Annotated in this window: 11 protein-coding genes; 4 read left to right on the top strand and 7 right to left on the bottom strand. The window is 58.1% G+C overall.

The features are described from left to right. The first annotated feature begins 115 nt into the window (after positions 1–115). Positions 116–1,360 (top strand): SGNH/GDSL hydrolase family protein, encoded by a 1,245-nt coding sequence (locus PQU98_RS02930; RefSeq protein WP_272743380.1) that lies wholly within the window; start codon positions 116–118, stop codon positions 1,358–1,360. A 34-nt stretch (positions 1,361–1,394) separates the two neighbouring features. Here the strand turns inward: PQU98_RS02930 and PQU98_RS02925 are convergent, their stop codons facing one another. The 3 genes from PQU98_RS02925 to PQU98_RS02915 form a co-directional block, all read right to left on the bottom strand. Continuing rightward, positions 1,395–1,886, bottom strand: a complete 492-nt coding sequence (locus tag PQU98_RS02925; RefSeq protein WP_272743379.1) for a VOC family protein — start codon at positions 1,884–1,886, stop codon at positions 1,395–1,397. 12 nt (positions 1,887–1,898) lie between these two features. Continuing rightward, complete coding sequence (locus PQU98_RS02920) at positions 1,899–2,735, bottom strand: DODA-type extradiol aromatic ring-opening family dioxygenase (RefSeq protein WP_272743378.1); 837 nt, start codon at positions 2,733–2,735, stop codon at positions 1,899–1,901. A 241-nt stretch (positions 2,736–2,976) separates the two neighbouring features. After that, a complete protein-coding gene (locus PQU98_RS02915; protein ID WP_272743377.1) occupies positions 2,977–5,169 on the bottom strand; it encodes a beta-glucosidase in 2,193 nt (730 codons plus the stop codon). A 196-nt stretch (positions 5,170–5,365) separates the two neighbouring features. Between PQU98_RS02915 and PQU98_RS02910 the strand changes: the two genes are divergently transcribed. Beyond that, complete coding sequence (locus PQU98_RS02910) at positions 5,366–6,646, top strand: MFS transporter (RefSeq protein WP_272743376.1); 1,281 nt, start codon at positions 5,366–5,368, stop codon at positions 6,644–6,646. A gap of 56 nt (positions 6,647–6,702) precedes the next feature. Here the strand turns inward: PQU98_RS02910 and PQU98_RS02905 are convergent, their stop codons facing one another. The 4 genes from PQU98_RS02905 to PQU98_RS02890 form a co-directional block, all read right to left on the bottom strand. Beyond that, on the bottom strand, positions 6,703–7,653 hold the full coding sequence (locus PQU98_RS02905) for a helix-turn-helix domain-containing protein (RefSeq protein ID WP_272743375.1): 951 nt from the start codon (positions 7,651–7,653) through the stop codon (positions 6,703–6,705). Position 7,654: 1 nt separating this feature from the next. After that, positions 7,655–8,746, bottom strand: a complete 1,092-nt coding sequence (locus PQU98_RS02900; protein WP_272743374.1) for an acetamidase/formamidase family protein — start codon at positions 8,744–8,746, stop codon at positions 7,655–7,657. 97 nt (positions 8,747–8,843) lie between these two features. After that, positions 8,844–10,052, bottom strand: a complete 1,209-nt coding sequence (locus PQU98_RS02895) for an aromatic ring-hydroxylating oxygenase subunit alpha (RefSeq protein ID WP_272743373.1) — start codon at positions 10,050–10,052, stop codon at positions 8,844–8,846. Between the two features lie 162 nt (positions 10,053–10,214). Further along, the gene (locus PQU98_RS02890) at positions 10,215–11,036 is read right to left on the bottom strand and encodes an oxidoreductase (RefSeq protein WP_272743372.1); all 822 of its coding nucleotides are present in this window, start codon (positions 11,034–11,036) and stop codon (positions 10,215–10,217) included. A 417-nt stretch (positions 11,037–11,453) separates the two neighbouring features. Between PQU98_RS02890 and PQU98_RS02885 the strand changes: the two genes are divergently transcribed. Both PQU98_RS02885 and PQU98_RS02880 read left to right on the top strand, forming a co-directional pair. Next, entirely contained in the window at positions 11,454–13,862 is a 2,409-nt protein-coding gene (locus PQU98_RS02885) for a TonB-dependent siderophore receptor (RefSeq protein ID WP_272743371.1), read from the top strand. Between the two features lie 109 nt (positions 13,863–13,971). Next, entirely contained in the window at positions 13,972–15,468 is a 1,497-nt protein-coding gene (locus PQU98_RS02880; RefSeq protein ID WP_272743370.1) for a carboxylesterase/lipase family protein, read from the top strand. Positions 15,469–15,518 lie beyond the last annotated feature (50 nt).

Here is a 15,518-nt window from a genome sequence, read left to right as displayed (position 1 = left end):
AAGGCGCATAAACCAAGCCAGAGCCTTTTGTCTGATGGGGCAGATGAAAGGCTCTATTTTTTTGACAGGAAAACACTCTAAATGGGGCTGTCTTTTTTGCTGACAGGCCCATCCCATGCTCACTTTTTCTCGCCGTGCTCTTGCTGTTGTTATAAGTCTGGCTCTGATGGCGCCTGCCGCGCCGGTATGGGCTGAAGGTGAGGTCAAGCACTGGTTGCCGGCCTTTTATGCGGCACCGGAGCCTTCGGGCTCAACCGAGGCCATCATCTCAGACATGACCCTGCGCCAGATCGTGAAGGTCAGCGCCGGTGGTGAGCGGGTGCGGGTGCGCCTGTCCAATGCCTATGGTGACAAGCCTTTGCGGTTGGCGGATGTGCGCATTGCCCGCCGGATGACTGGATCAGGGATTGAAACCGCCAGTGACCGCGGCCTGACCTTTAACGGCGCGGCAGGTGTTACCCTTGCCCCCGGTGCCTATGTCATCAGTGATCCGGCAGACATTAAGGTTACGGCCATGAGCGATCTGGCGATCAGCTTCTATGCCAAAGACCCCGTGCCGTTGAAAACCGTCCACGATATCCAGCGCGGCGTACTGTACCGGATGGCGGGGGCGCAGGCGGCAACGGAGAGGTTTGCCGAAGAAACGATCAATATCGGGCTGGGTAATGCCTTTCCGTTTGTGTCGGGTGTTGAGGTCGAAAGTGTGGTCCCTCTGTCAACGGTCATCGCGTTCGGGGATTCGATCACCGATGGTTTTGGCATTACGCCCGACACAGGCCGGACTTGGCCCGATGTCTTTAATGGGCGTCTGAAGGTGGCGGGTCTGCCGGTCAATGTGATCAATGCCGGCATCAGCGGCAACCGTATGCTGCATCATGGCACCTGGGCGCGCTTTGGCACCGGGGCTTTGGCGCGATTTGACCGCGATGTCCTGAGCCAGAATGCGGCGGCGGTGATTATCCTGATCGGGATCAATGATCTGGGCCACGCCAAAAATCCGGATGCTGAGGACTATGTGTCGGCGCAGGATCTGATCGGCGGGCTCAAGCAGATGGCGCTGCGGGCGCGGGCACGCAATATGAAAATCTATGTGGCGACCCTGACGCCGTTCAAAGGCACGGTGTTTAAGGACTATTACACCGACCATAAAGAGTCTGAGCGCCAGACGCTTAACGCCTGGCTGCGGCAATCTCAGGACTTTGACGGCGTGTTTGACTTCGATAAGGCGCTGGAGGACCCTGAGCGGCCCGGCTGGCTGAAGGCCGGATATGATCTGGGCGATCATCTTCACCCTAATGATGCCGGGGCGGCCGCTATGGCGCAGGCCATACCGCTGTCAGCTTTTGGATGGGTCAAATAAAAAGGGGCCGTTTCCGGCCCCTTGATACGCAGTTCTATTCGCGGCTGTAGCTGGCGGGGATGTCTGGATTTTCACCGGCCTTGCCCCACAGGATGATTTCATTGCCCCACGGATCTTCGAAGGCATAGTTATAGCCGTTGAATTCCTTCCAGTAGTGATCCTTCCACAGGATCTTGGCGCCACGGGCCTCGGCGTCCGACAGAATGCGTTCAGGCGTGTCATCATCCGACACCAGAACCCAGATACGGGCCTTGTGATCGCCGCGGCTCAGGCTTTTGGCACCAGCGCCTTCGGGGGTCGGGAAGGGACGGGCATTCTTTGAGTTATAGATGCCGATGTGCAGGTTGCCGATCTGGCTCTGGCTGCCGTCCTTGTTCTTGAAATTCTCGCCGGGCACCAGACGGTGATAGACGCCGGCGGGGCGGCCTTCGTTGGCCCAGCCGAACACCTCGGCATAGAAGGTGCCGGTGGCTTCGGGATCATCAGACGCCAGGTCAACAAAGATCAGGGTATTGGGATAGGTCATAAGTTACTTTCTTTATCCAAATCTAAACGCGGAGACGGTGGCCTGCATAACCACGTCGGAGAAGATGCGCTCGCCCTTGTCGTCGTCACCGGCACCGGCGGCGATCATCAGCGGCAGCAGGTGTTCTTCGCGCGGATGGGCATTGCGTGCCGACGGACCGTGTGACCAGTGCGACAGGGCGTCCATGCGCACGGCCTTTTCGTCCTGCGACAAAGATGAGGTCAGCCAGTCGTCAAACGCCTTTGACGGCGCGGTCGCGGACGGCGTGCGAAACGCGTGCATATTGTGGTAGCTCATGCCGGAACCGACAATCAGAACGCCTTCGTCACGCAGGGCTTTCAAGGCCTTACCGGCGGCCAGATGTTCGGCCGGATCGAGGTTTTTCTTCAATGACAGCGGCACAACCGGGATGGTCGCATCCGGGAAAGCCAGCAGGAATGGAATAAAAACGCCGTGGTCAAAGCCGCGCGCGGCATCAGTTTTAGCGGCAATTCCGGCCGCGGTCAGAAGCTCAACTATGCGGTTGGCGAGCGCCGCCGATCCAGGGGCGGGATACTGCAATTCATAGGTATGTTTTGGGAAGCCATAGTAATCATAGATCATTTCCGGCGCCGGGGAGGTCGCGACCGTAAACACCGTCTCTTCCCAGTGGCCAGAAATGACGACGATAGCTTTCGGGCGTTCCGGCAGGGTCGAGGCCAGATTTTTCAACCACTCCGCCGTCTTGTCCCAGGTGTTGGCCGGCTCGCCCATCAGCGACCAGTCCATGAAAAAGCACGGGCCGCCGCCGTGCGGAATAAACAGGGTCGGCTGGGTGGCAGCAGGTGCAGGTGATGCTGAATCTGGCATAAGGCTCATCCATAACTAAGGTGAAGTTTGCTTTAACGCGCACGGACGAGGGGCGTCTTGTCTGAGGGCGTTTTGAAACTTGTCGTAAAACGGCGGGATGAGAACTCCCCCTGTGGCAGGGAGAGCTTACCGGCTAACAAAGTTAGACGATAAGAGGGGGTAAATCTCGTTGAAGCCGCTTACGGTTTTTTACCCCACCCGCTCCATTCGGGCCCCCCTCCAAGAGGGGAGGGGCTAAGAGTTAGGGTTTGAGGCGCTGAGACTTAATACGGGCCGAACCCTTGACCACCAGATCGGTGGCCGAATGACCGACAGCGACGCCGTAGCTTCCGCCCCCAATGACCCAGCCCGGTTTAGCTTCGTCATAATGGGCCAGTAGTCGCGCGTCGGCGGTCAGCGACACGGTGCGGTGTTCACCCGGTTTGAGGTCAAGCTTATCAAATCCGATCAGGCGCAATAGTTTACGGCCCGCCGCATCGGTAAGATAGACCTGAGGCGCATCCTTGCCTGCGAACTTGCCCGAATTGGTAACCTTGAAACTGACGGAGAGGGTACTACCGCCTTTGACCTTAAGGTCGCTATAGTCAAAGGTGGTATAGCTAAGGCCGTGCCCGAATGGGAACAGAGGGGTCGCACCGTTCTTAGAGAACCAGCGGTAACCGACATCAGAACCTTCGTGATAGGTGACATCAAACTGCACCTTGGCTGGTAGATCGAAACCGTCGAGTACCGCCGGGCGAGGCGTTTGAGCAATATCGCGCGGGAAAGTCATAGGCAGGTGGCCGGACGGATTGACCTCACCAAACAGGACATCGGCAATGGCTTCGCCACCTCTGGCACCGGAATACCAGGCGGAGACTATGGCGGGGGTCTGATCCACCCACGGCATGGCGACCGGCCCGCCGGTTTGCAAGATCACCACGGTTTTCGGATTGGCCTTCGTCACAGCGGCGATCAGGGCGTCCTGACCTCTGGGTAGGTACATGTCGGGAGCATCAAGCGATTCGGTCATCCACTGATTGCCAAAGATAATGACCAGATCGGCGGTTTTGGCCTTGCGCACGGCCTCATTCAGGCTGCGGCCATTGTCGAACAAAACCTTAGCCTGCGGGGCGCGGGCACGGATGGCCGTAAGCGGCGATGAGGCGTGGTATTGCTCCTTCACATACTGGGCGAACTGGCCTTCGGCGCTCATGGGCAGGCCCGGTTGCGGCAGGCCGGGGGTGCCTGAATCGCCGGTCACATTCGATGACCCACCACCCGACAGCACGCCCTTTTCGACATAGTCGCCGATGATCAGAATAGTCTGGGCGGTCTTGGCCAGAGGTAGTATGCCGCCGTCGTTTTTCAGCAGGACTATGCCTTCTTCGGCGGCAGCGCGGCTGACTTCGGCATTTTTGGCGTAATCGATGGCGGTTTTTTGCGGCGGGTTGTCGAATATGCCCGACGCGATCTGGGCATATAGGATGCGCTGCACCATGTCTGACAGGCGGGTGGCCGGTACGCTGCCGTCTTCGACCGCTTTTTTGAGCGGTTCGCCAAACCAAAACGCGCCGTCCAGTTCCTTGGCCGACTGCTGATCAAGACCTTTGAGGGCAAAATCAGTGGCCTTGACTGAGCCCCAGTCGGACATAACAAAGCCTTTATAGCCCCAGTCGCCTTTGAGCACCGTGTTCAGCAGATGATCATTACCGCACGCATAGTCCCCGTTGACCAGATTATAACCGCACATGACCGACAACGGATTTCCGCGCTCAATGGCGATCTGAAAGGCTAAAAGGTCGGACTCGCGCATAGCCGCTTCACCGATGACGCTGTTGGACCAGTCGCGGTTAGTCTCGGCGTCATTGACGGCAAAGTGCTTGATGGTGGCGATGATCTTTTGCGATTGTGCCCCGCGGATGGATTCAGCCCCCATGATTCCGGCCAGCCACGGGTCTTCGCCGAAATATTCAAAATTACGGCCATTGCGTGGGTCACGGGTCAGATTGACGCCGCCGGTCAGCAGGACGTTAAACCCCTTGGCGCGGGCCTCGGACGCGATCATTGCGCCGCCGTCATAGGCCAGTTTGGGATTGAAAGTAGCCGCGATCGCAAGGCCTGAGGGCAGTGCGGTCGCGATATCGCCGGGACGCACATCGGACGGGTTGGTCACCCCCAGACTAGCGTCCGTTTCAAACAGAGCCGGAATATTGAGACGCGGCACACCCGGCACATAGCCGGCGGCGGGAATGGCATCGGCCGGTTGCGGATTGTCAGGTGTGCGCGGCACCCACGGCACCGGCCAGGTACCATTCACTATGCTGATGCGTTCATCCAGTGTCAGGGCCTGCTCCAGCTTTATGGCACGGGCCTTAGCGGCCTCATCGGCGCTGACGTTAGTGGCAAGCAGACTTATCAGGACTAAGGCGGTAAGGCAGGCAGTGCGGGGCATAGGGTACTAATCCTTAAAAATGGTCGTGCCTATCCTGCGGGCTGTTGGCCGCGCGGACTATACGCCAAACGCACTGATTTTTGTCAAAAGGGTGAATGCTGACGATTGGCTTTGACGGACGGGCCTTTCTTGGTTTCTCTGAAGGCGGGGATTAGGCCGCCTGTGATTGGGGCGGTTACGTGTCGGAGTGACCTGAATGACGATTGAGACCAAAGCCAACGCCAAGACCGCGTTGGGTGTTGTGATTGCCTGTACCATCGGCAATGTGGTGTGCCTGACCGCGACGGTAAGTGCGGTATTCGGCGTATTTCTGGTGCCGATTTCTGAGGATTTCGGCTGGCAAAGGTCGCAGGTGACGGCAGTGCTGGGGATCATCTCTCTGGTCAGTATCATCGCCTTTCCGATTGTCGGGCGGCTGATGGATATTTACGGTGGCCGTAAGGTTCTGCTGGTTGGCAATCTGTTTTTTGCCTTAAGCGTGGCCGCCGTCAGTCAGGTCAATAACAACCTGATGAATTTTTATCTGCTGTTCGCCCTGATCGGGATTGCGGGGGCTATCCCCTGTACGGCCATGTTCTCAAAAGTCGTGTCGGAGTGGTTCGATAAGCGCCGCGGCCTGATGCTGGGGATTTCCGCCGGTGTGGGTAACGGCGTGGGCGCGACCCTGATGCCGATTATTGCGGCCATATTGCTGGGCTACATGGGCTGGCAGATGAGCTATGCGGTTATAGGCTTCTTGATTTTCGCGCTTGGTTTTCCGGCGACGTATTTTTTGCTTAAGGATGCACCGCGCCCGGTGGTGACTGAGGCGACTAATCCGAAATACCATCCTAATGCGCCGTCTGAGGCGCTGGAAGGTCTGACGCTCACTGAGGCGCTGAAATCCGTACCGTTCTGGCTGATTATTGCGTCTCTGGGTCTGGGGGCGGGGTGTCTGACCGCGATATTTTCGCACGTCATTCCGGTGCTGACCGACCGTGGCCAGAGCCTGACCATTGCGACCACGGTCATGGTGGTGCTGGCGCTGGTCACCTCCGGCTGGCAGGTGGCGGTGGGGTCTCTGCTTGACCACATCAAATCCCCGCGGGTAGCTGCGCCGTCGTTTGTGGTGGCGACCATTGGCCTGTGGCTGCTGGAAACCGGTTCATCGACACCGCTGCTGATTCTGGCCGGTGCCTTGCTGGGCGTAGGGCTGGGGACCGCGTTCGGCGCCTTACCCTATTTCATCTCCCGCTATTTTGGCCTTAAAGCGTACGGCGTCATAACCGGCGTAATCTATTCAGTGGTGATGCTGGCCCAGGGGGTGACACCGTATCTGATGGATATCTGGTTTGATGCCCATAAGGCCTATTTCGGGTCGATCGTGATCATCGGTATCTGCCTGCTGATCGTGGCCGGGCTGATCATGCTGTTTCCATCGTACCGCATCAAGGTTAGTGCCGCCGAAGTGGCCAGTGTTAATCATGGCGGGCTGTAATTTATCTCACCAAAGCCCCTCGTTACACTCAGTCTAATCTGACGCGGCGAGGGGATTTATTTGGTTTGTGCGGCCTGTCTGTGTTTGGACGGGGAGATGCCAAAGCGTTCGCGGAAGGTGCGGCTGAAGTGGGCCGCATCATTAAACCCCCAGCGAAAGCAGATTTCCGATACCGATAGCTGTGAATGGACCGGGCTGATCAGGTCGGCATAACACCGCTCCAGCCGGCGGGTCTTAAGGTAGTTCGAAAACGTCATCTTCGACGCCGTAAACAGCTTTTGCACATAGCGCGGCGATACGCCGTTTTCGTTGGCGACCTTGATTAGCGACAGGTCGGGATCATGAAGCAGGGTCTCGATCTTTTGACAGATCCGGCGCAGGTGAAAAGCGCGGGCACCGGCGGCACCTCCGCGCGATTCCGCCCGCCCATCATTGGCCAGAGACGCGGCCAGAAACTCGATCATTGATTGTTCGACTGGTGGGAACTGATCGTCGGTCAGGGTCTCCAGCGTATCGGCCAGGGTGATCAGCATGCCGTGGAATATCCGCTCCAGCCCCGTCCCGCCGGTCAGGATCCCGACACGTTGCCCCATAGGTGTCACCAGACGCGGGCTGACCGCCAGTTGCGGGATCTTGATAAACAGCATCCGAAATTCGGTGGTAAGTGTCAGCGTCGTCTCCACGCCTGATGCGCCGAAAATGATCGAGCGGGCGCTGAGTTTGGTGGCCACCCCACCGACATCCAGCACGCCTTCGCCGCGCGCCAGCACGGCCAGCCAGACGGCGGAATTGTGATCTGGGTTGCGCCCGGAATAGGTCTGCGGCGTTGAGTCCAGCACGGCAAACTCACAGCCCAGCGGCGTGGTGGTGATCATGACCGACCCGCGCACCCGCGCCAGTGACCCGATATCAGCCACAGGCAGCTTCAGGCGGCGCAGGACATCAACCCACGCCGCCTGACGCTCCGTTTCGGGGAGCGGATCAACCGAGAACTTCCAAAGCGGCATCTTAATCCGGATCTTTGACCACGCCCTTATCGGGGAAGATATTACGATCAATGCGTACGTGAATGCCCTTGGTGCCGTCAACCACCTGCGTCACGCCAAAGTCAGCCGCAACCGACATCAGCGAATAGGCGTCATTGCGCGACAGGCCCTGATGCTCGGTCAACAGTTCCAGCATATCGAGCGACGCGTTCTTCATGGCCTTGTTCAGGTCTTCGTCAAAGCCGTGGACGATCCAGTTGTTTGGGGTCTCCAGCAGCGGCGACGGGAACTTGAAATCTTTACGCAATATGATCTGGAACAGGCAGTTGAGCGAGGCCTCGATGGCGGTGCCGGAGATTTCGCCGTCGCCCTGGGAGACATGCGGATCGCCTATCGAGAATAAGCCGCCCTTGACCTGCACCGGATAGTACATGGTAGCCCCTGCGCCAATGCGCCAGTTGTCGATATTGCCACCGTGCAGGCCGGGCGGGATGGTCGAGACGCGCTGATCAACGGCAGGTGCGACCCCGGCGGTGCCCAGATGCGGACGGGCCGGAATGGAAATGCCTTTGAGGGCCGGTACACGGTCACATTCGGCGCAGTGCGTGATGGTCCCTGGCGTCATATAAACGCCCGGAAAGTCATAGGCATACAGGGCTGACGCCGTATTGGAATTGGGATTCAGCTCATAGATGGTGACGCGTTCTTTCTTGTCAAACTCTTCATACAGATGGCCCCAGTTGGCGGCCAGATTCGAGCCGTAGTTAAATCGCGGCGTCATCTGGAGGTAGCGCACTTCCAGCATGTCGCCGGGCTCGGCACCTTCGACATAGATCGGGCCGGTCATGATGTGCACGCCCGGATTACGGTCGGCTTCGGGGATTTCGGTGAAGATGCGTTTGATGTTTTCATCAAACATCAGTTCCGGCGCATCGCCAGCATGGTGAGTGACCGCTTCGGCCATGATCATGTCGCCGGATTTGACGGTCAGGGATGGCTTCACTTCCGGGTGGAAATAGCCCCAGTGCACGGTCTCAGGCGTGGCGCGCAGGATGTGCAGGTTTTTCGGTTCGGTGTCCTGACGGGTCTCACCGGGCGTGCAGATAAAGGCCATGAAGCGATCTCTTATGAGGTTATGCAAAAAAACAGGGGAGGGCTATCTCCGTTCGGGCGGGCCGAACGGAGTCGAAAACGATAAGGTTTCAGGTGGTTCAGGCTGCGCCCTTGACCGCCGTCAGTTTAGGGCCGGTCAAACGATCATAGGCGTCGCGGTAGCGCTTGATCAGCCAGCGGTTAAACTGGATCTGCGCCCCTTCCTGCCACGAATAGCGGCCACGCGGCGCGAATTTGGAGCGTAAGCCCACCTGCACCAGCTCATCGACGTGCATGTCCTGATCGATAATATGCATGGCCGCGACCATGTTCATTTCCATCTTATGCCCGAAGGACGGATGCTTTGAGGCGCCGGGGGCGACCAGCACACCCGTGTCCTGCTCCATTGTTTCCGCACCGGTCGGGCGTAGGATCAGATAGATAACCATGTCGCTCATCATCACCAGAGATAAGGTGGGCGGGATGTTGGCAAAGGTCATGCGGTTGCGGTCGGCCTCCGTCAGATTCGGGAACACCGGCAGCAGCGCCTTTTGGGTGGCGTTAAAGCTGGCGTCGGCGTGAAGCGTGCCGTTGTAGCGCAAGAACCCGGCATCGGCCGGATCAGCCTCCGGAAACTCAGCCAGATCGGACGGGACGAAATCATGCAGCGGCCCCTGATGCAGTTTTGAGGCGTGGTAACCGTCATTGTTATTTTCAAACATGACCTTCCAGTTCCACGGGAAGACGCCGGGCTTTTCGGGTTTGTCGCCGTCAGCATTGGCTAGATCATAGCCTGCAATGGCATCCGACACATCCGTCAGGCGCGGGGCCAGCGGGGCGGCGTCCAAGTCAAAATTGACGAAGATAAAGCCATGCCAGATTTCAACCGCGAACCGGGTCAGGCCGTGGTCTTCTTTGTTGAAGTTACAGGTTTTTTCCATCGCCGGTGCGCCGGTCAGCTTGCCATCGAGGCCGTAAGCCCAGTGGTGGTACGGACACAGGAACATACGCGTATTGCCGGAGCCTTCGGCCACCAGCATGGCGCGGTGTGCACAGACTGACGACATGGCATTGACCTTGCCATCACGGCCGCGGGCGACAACGATAGGTTCATCGACGATCTTGGTGGTGAAATAGTCGCCGGGGTTTTTCACCCAGCTTTCGCGGCCAACGCACAGCCATTCGTGATAATAGAGCGCCTCTTTTTCAAACTCATAGAAATCCGCATCCGTGTAACATTCGGGCGGCAGGGTCTGCGCATCCGCCAGATCAATGTCGGACGAGTCAAATGAGGCGATAAGGTCGCGGGAAGGAAGTTTCAAAGCCATAATGAACACCCCGTGTTCAGTCGTTTCGTGGCAGCGCCCCTGAGAGTCCTCGGCTCAGGCGGATGCCATCGTGAGGGTAAACCTAAATCCCGCAGACGCATCCGGTCTTGTGTTTAGGCGCACAACAACTTGTTAGAGCGCTTTCCCATCAGATGAAGTGCTCTAATCGAAGGCGGTCGATAGGGACAGGTCGCGCCATTGATCGATATCTTTTTTAATCTCGGCCATTTCTTCTTCGGCGTAACCGACGGCATCAGCCCCCAGCAGCAGATGCAGGGGCGGGGCTTTCATACCGGCGATTTTGAGAACGGCAGCAGCCAGCTTGGCCGGATCGCCCGGCTCATGGCCGCCGTGAGCGGCCAGTGTGCGCTCAGCTTCGCGGGCCTTGTCGTCATAATCGCCGATTTTGGATGTGACGATATTGAGCGAGCTGCCGGCAAAATGGGTACGGAACCCGCCGGGCGCCAGGTTGGTGACACCGATGCCCAGTTCTTCAACCTCTTCGGCCAGTGTCCGGCCAAGGCCTTCCATGGCAAATTTTGTCGCCCCGTAAATGCCCGACCCGGCCCACGGCGCATAGCCGCTGACCGAGGTGACATTGATGATGTGGCCTGAGCGACGGGCGCGCATATAGGGCAGTACCGCTTGCAGCACACTGATCGCGCCAAACACATTGACATCAAAGCATTTGCGGATTTCCTCAAGACTGGCTTCTTCGACCGCCCCGATCAGGCCGAAACCAGCATTGTTGACCAGAACCTCAATGCCGCCGCAGGCTTTTTCAGCCGCGGCCATAGCCGCGTCTATGCTGGCGCGGTCGGTCACATCAGCGATCAGGCCCAATGTGTCACCGGCCAAGGCCTCAAACGCCATACGGTCGGCCTCACTGCGTACCGTACCCGCCACGAAATCGCCGCGCGCAAGGGCCGCCTGTGCAATCGCCAGTCCAAAGCCTTTGCTGACGCCGGTGATAAACCATTTCATAGTGTGCCTCATGGGAGTTTGAGAACGCGTATTGCGCCTGTGAATTCGGGCGCGATCATCAGTATGCCACGGGCTCCGGTCTTGATAATTTGCGTCTGAATTGTTGTTCGGCGGCGCTATTGGCTTGTGTCAGAGGGCCATAAGGCCATGTCATCTCCGTCAAATCTTGTCCGCACGCGCACGCAAGGGGGCCGGTGAGCCATTGGCCATGTGGGAAAAATACATCGTTTGACGCGCAGGCAGGGCCGCGGCGCAAGTTACAGGGCGCAGGCGCTCAAGACGGTGGCATGACTATTGTGACAGATTTTTAGCAACGATCGGCTGGATCGGACACCAAACCTGAACGCGGTCTTCGCACCTCCCGGCGAATGCAGCATGGTAATAGAAGCTCAATTTTGACCAAGGGGATATGGCAAGATGAACGGCAAGCGTACACAATTAAAATTCTATCTGCTGGGGCTGACGGCCCTGAGCGGGATCATGTCGGCTCCGGCATTTGCGCAAGTGGTGGCTGAGGACGATGCGGTGACCGAAGTGGTCGTCACCGGTGCCCGCGATCTGGCTGGCGTCAAGCAAAAGCGCTCAACCAGCAGCGTCTTCGGCATCGATAAGCCGCTGGTCGATACCCCACGCGCCGTGACCGAAATTTCGGATAAGCTGCTGTCGCGCTATTCGATCAAGAGTGTCTATGACTTTACGGCGGTGGCCGCCGGCACCTATACCGGTTCCTACTTCGGCGTTCCGGGCAGCCTGAACATTCGGGGCACGATGGCTGACAACTATTATAATGGCTTTCAGGGTCTGTCGAACTTTGCCAACTACCCGACGCCGGTTGATGCGACTTCATCGATCGAAATCGTACGCGGTCCGACCTCTCCGGTTTACGGTGCCGGTCAGGTTGGCGGCTTCATGAACTTTATTCCGAAGACCGGCTATGGTGAAAACACCAAATACGTCAACGAACTGGGCGGCGATGCGTCGATCACCATCGGCTCTTACGGCGAGAAGGTGGCTACTGGTAACCTGTCGGTGCCGGTCGACTGGAAAGGCAACAGTGCGGGCCTTCACGTCTTCGCCAAGGTCGAAGATTCCGACAGCTTTTACAAGGGTATGCACCCATCGTCCGAAGTGGCGCAGATTGCCTTTGCCAGTGACCTGGGCTCAAAATGGTCGCTGGAAACCAGCTATCAGTTCATTCATTCCGATGGCTATCTGAAGAACATCGGCTGGAACCGCGTCACGCAGGACCTGATTGACAACGGCAATTATATCTCAGGCTCACCCATCGCCAAGATCAATGATGGCTCGACGCCGTTCATCACCGCCGGTCAGTTTTTTGGCACGGCCTTTGGCTCGACCCTGTTGTTTACCGCGCCGTCTATCGGCGTGACCCCGACACCGAACGATTTCACCACTCTTGATCCGGCAACCGTTAAGCTGGTCAAGCTGTCGCCGCGCACCACCTTCATTGACGAAGGCGTCGACCTCAATGAGGCCATGACCCACACCCTGTATGCCGGTGTGTCACGTGTATTCGAAAGCGGTGGCAAGCTGAAATTCGAGGGCTTCCTCAACACGCTCGACTCCGAGAACTACCAGAGCTACGGCTTCGGCAGCAAATATATGTCGACCCTGAGCGAGCAGCGCATCACCTATACGCAGGACTTCACGACCGGCCCGGTCGAGTGGAAGACGGTATCCGGTGTCAGCCACCGTTTCACCCATGCCCATGTTCAGGGCAGCCTGAATGACTTTGTCCTCTCTGAGGATCGCCGTGACCTGAGCGTCGGGGCCACCCCCGACGACCGCTTCAATAATCCGTTTGCGGCGGGATATAACTGGGCCACGGATGTGACCTCTAAGATCCATAACTATGGGGCGTTCCTGCTGGCGGATGCGACCTGGGGGCCGGTCAGCCTGACCATTGGTGGCCGTTCGGACAAGTATGAGGTCGAAGCCAAAAACATCGGTACCGAAACAGGCCCCGTGAATGTTGTCGCGGCTGACGATGATACGGCCTACAGCTATAACGCCTCTCTGGCCTATAAGTTTGACTGGGCGACCTTCTACACCACCTATGCCCGCGCCAAGTCGCTTCAGCTCGATCAGGGAGGTGGTCTGGCCACCAGCCTGATTAATAGTGGGGCCTATCTCGGCAATTCGCGCCTGCGTGAAGCCGGGGTTAAGACCTCGCAATTCGGTGGCCGTTTGTTTGCCGCTCTGGCCGTCTATGATCAGGATCGCTCCTACCTCAGCCAGCCACCGTCGGGCGTGCAGACCGTCAGCGCCCTGCGCACGCAAGGGATTGAGGCGGAACTGCGCTACCTCGTCACCGAAAGCTTTGGCATGACGGCGACGCTGACCAAGCAAAAGACCAAGATGCAGCCGACTGCCGGTGCCGGTTTCTTCATCACCGTGCCGTCCTGTCTGGCGGGTATCCAATGTACCGAAGGGTACGGCGGCTATGCCTTCTCCAATGCCAACTACTTCCCCGGCATGGAAGACGGTTATTACCTGCACGCTACGCCAGAAACGAGCGGGTCTTTGTTTGCGACCTACGATAAGCGCGGCAAATGGGGTTTCACTGGCGGCGTGACCTATGCGTCGGAAACGGGTGGCTTTCTGCCGGGTTCGATCGTTCTGCCGGAATATGTCGTCGCCCGTGCTGGGGCCTATTACATCCACGGCCCGTACCGGTTTGATTTCAATGTCGATAACCTGTTCGATGAGGAATATTTCCTGGCCAACAGCGATACCGATGCCAATGCCAACGTCCTGCCCGGTATCGGCCGGACAATGCGTATAAAGCTCAGCCGGACTTTTTAAGGTACGGTGAGGACTGTTCCACCCCGAACAGCCAGTGGTGTGTTGCGTAAAAAACAGGTTCGGTCCACTCCGGTGCCGAACCTGTTCCTGTGTGTTTAAGGAGCGGATGATGCGTAAGGCGATTTTGATGTCGGCGGCCCTGATGGCCATTGCGGCGCCTGCCGTTTGGGCGGGGCCAAAGGTTCAGGTTGACGCGGGGACGATTGAGGGGGGGAGTGCGGCAGGCATCGACCGCTATCTGGGCATTCCTTACGCCGCGCCGCCGGTAGGTGAATTACGCTGGCGGGCACCACAAGCCGTAGTGCCGTGGTCATCTGTGCTTGAGGCCAGACAGTACGGCCCTGACTGCGTTCAGATGGATATGGACAGCCCGCCGGGACCGGGGTTCGTCAATCCGGAATCCGAAGACTGTCTTTATCTCAATGTCTGGGCCCCCGAAGGAGCTGCGGGCAAGAAACTGCCGGTCATGGTGTGGATCTATGGCGGGGCGTTTATCATGGGGGCGTCGTCCTACCCCAGCTATGACGGCACAGCCTTTGCCAAACAGGATGTGATCGTGGTGTCGATGAACTACCGCGTTGGCCGGTTAGGGTTCTTTGCTCATCCTGAGTTAACTGTGCCGGGCGAAGCCACCGGCAATTTCGGCCTGATGGACCAGATTGCCGCCCTGAAATGGGTGCAGGCCAATATTGCGGCCTTTGGCGGCGACGCCAATAACGTCACCATTTTCGGTGAGTCGGCGGGGGCCTCTTCGGTCAACTTCCTGATGGCGTCACCGGCGGCCAGGGGCCTGTTCCATAAAGCCATAGCTCAGTCCGGCGGCACCAACGCCTATGTCAAACCGCTGACTAAGGCCCATATCGATGCTGTTGCGTGGGGTGAAACCGTCGGAGCGAAATCTGCCGAAGATTTGCGCAAACTACCCGCCGCCACCGTGCTGGGCGCGCCGGTTATTGCCCCTGAAAGCGTCATTGCCGATGGCCAGATCGTGTCGAAATCGACACCGGACGCTTATCTGGCCGGTGAAATCGCCGATATTCCCTATCTGGTCGGGGCCAATGACTATGAAGAAAGCCTGATCAAATGGCTGCCGGGGGCTGAGAAAAAACTGATCGAAAGTCTGGGCCCCAAGGGCGAGGCAGTTGTGAAGCTTTACATGGCCGACGGCACGCCGCGCGACGTTGCCGAAAAGCGGGTGTGGGGCGAGTATGCCATGACCTTGCCCGCCCGCTGGCGTGCCGATCAGAGAGCCAAATCGGGTGGAAAAGTCTGGCTCTACCGCTTTTCCTATGTGCCGGAAACTCTGCGGGCGACCACGCCGGGGGCAGGGCATGAGAACGAGATCGAGATGGTCTTTGACATCCGCGATAGCCGCACCGCGCGTCATGACTGGACGGCGGCGGACCTTAAGATGGCGTCATCCATGAATCGCTACTGGGCCAATTTCGCTAAGACCGGTAATCCGAATGGCGAGGGGTTGACGGCGTGGCCTGCCTATACCGTCAAATCGCGCACCCTGATGCACTTTGGCAAGGACGGCATCGCACCGGTCAAAGACTTCGCCAAAGCCCGCCTTGATGCGCTTGAGGCTGCGACAGCGAAGTAAGTTAAGGACTGAACCGCGTTTTAGGCTGGCTCAGATGTAAGCTTCATGTA

The organism is Asticcacaulis machinosus (genome assembly GCF_028550435.1).
GTDB lineage: Bacteria > Pseudomonadota > Alphaproteobacteria > Caulobacterales > Caulobacteraceae > Asticcacaulis > Asticcacaulis machinosus.
Note: the sequence above shows the minus strand (reverse complement) of the source record. Positions and strands in the feature narration are given on the sequence as shown.

What these genes read in the sequence shown, in the direction of transcription:
- PQU98_RS02885 (WP_272743371.1), top strand. Translation starts at nt 11,454, where the DNA reads ATGAACGGCAAGCGTACACAATTAAAATTCTATCTGCTGGGGCTGACG.
- PQU98_RS02890 (WP_272743372.1), bottom strand. Translation starts at nt 11,036, where the DNA reads ATGAAATGGTTTATCACCGGCGTCAGCAAAGGCTTTGGACTGGCGATT.
- PQU98_RS02910 (WP_272743376.1), top strand. Translation starts at nt 5,366, where the DNA reads ATGACGATTGAGACCAAAGCCAACGCCAAGACCGCGTTGGGTGTTGTG.
- PQU98_RS02880 (WP_272743370.1), top strand. Translation starts at nt 13,972, where the DNA reads ATGCGTAAGGCGATTTTGATGTCGGCGGCCCTGATGGCCATTGCGGCG.
- PQU98_RS02920 (WP_272743378.1), bottom strand. Translation starts at nt 2,735, where the DNA reads ATGCCAGATTCAGCATCACCTGCACCTGCTGCCACCCAGCCGACCCTG.
- PQU98_RS02900 (WP_272743374.1), bottom strand. Translation starts at nt 8,746, where the DNA reads ATGGCCTTTATCTGCACGCCCGGTGAGACCCGTCAGGACACCGAACCG.
- PQU98_RS02915 (WP_272743377.1), bottom strand. Translation starts at nt 5,169, where the DNA reads ATGCCCCGCACTGCCTGCCTTACCGCCTTAGTCCTGATAAGTCTGCTT.
- PQU98_RS02905 (WP_272743375.1), bottom strand. Translation starts at nt 7,653, where the DNA reads ATGCCGCTTTGGAAGTTCTCGGTTGATCCGCTCCCCGAAACGGAGCGT.
- PQU98_RS02930 (WP_272743380.1), top strand. Translation starts at nt 116, where the DNA reads ATGCTCACTTTTTCTCGCCGTGCTCTTGCTGTTGTTATAAGTCTGGCT.
- PQU98_RS02925 (WP_272743379.1), bottom strand. Translation starts at nt 1,886, where the DNA reads ATGACCTATCCCAATACCCTGATCTTTGTTGACCTGGCGTCTGATGAT.
- PQU98_RS02895 (WP_272743373.1), bottom strand. Translation starts at nt 10,052, where the DNA reads ATGGCTTTGAAACTTCCTTCCCGCGACCTTATCGCCTCATTTGACTCG.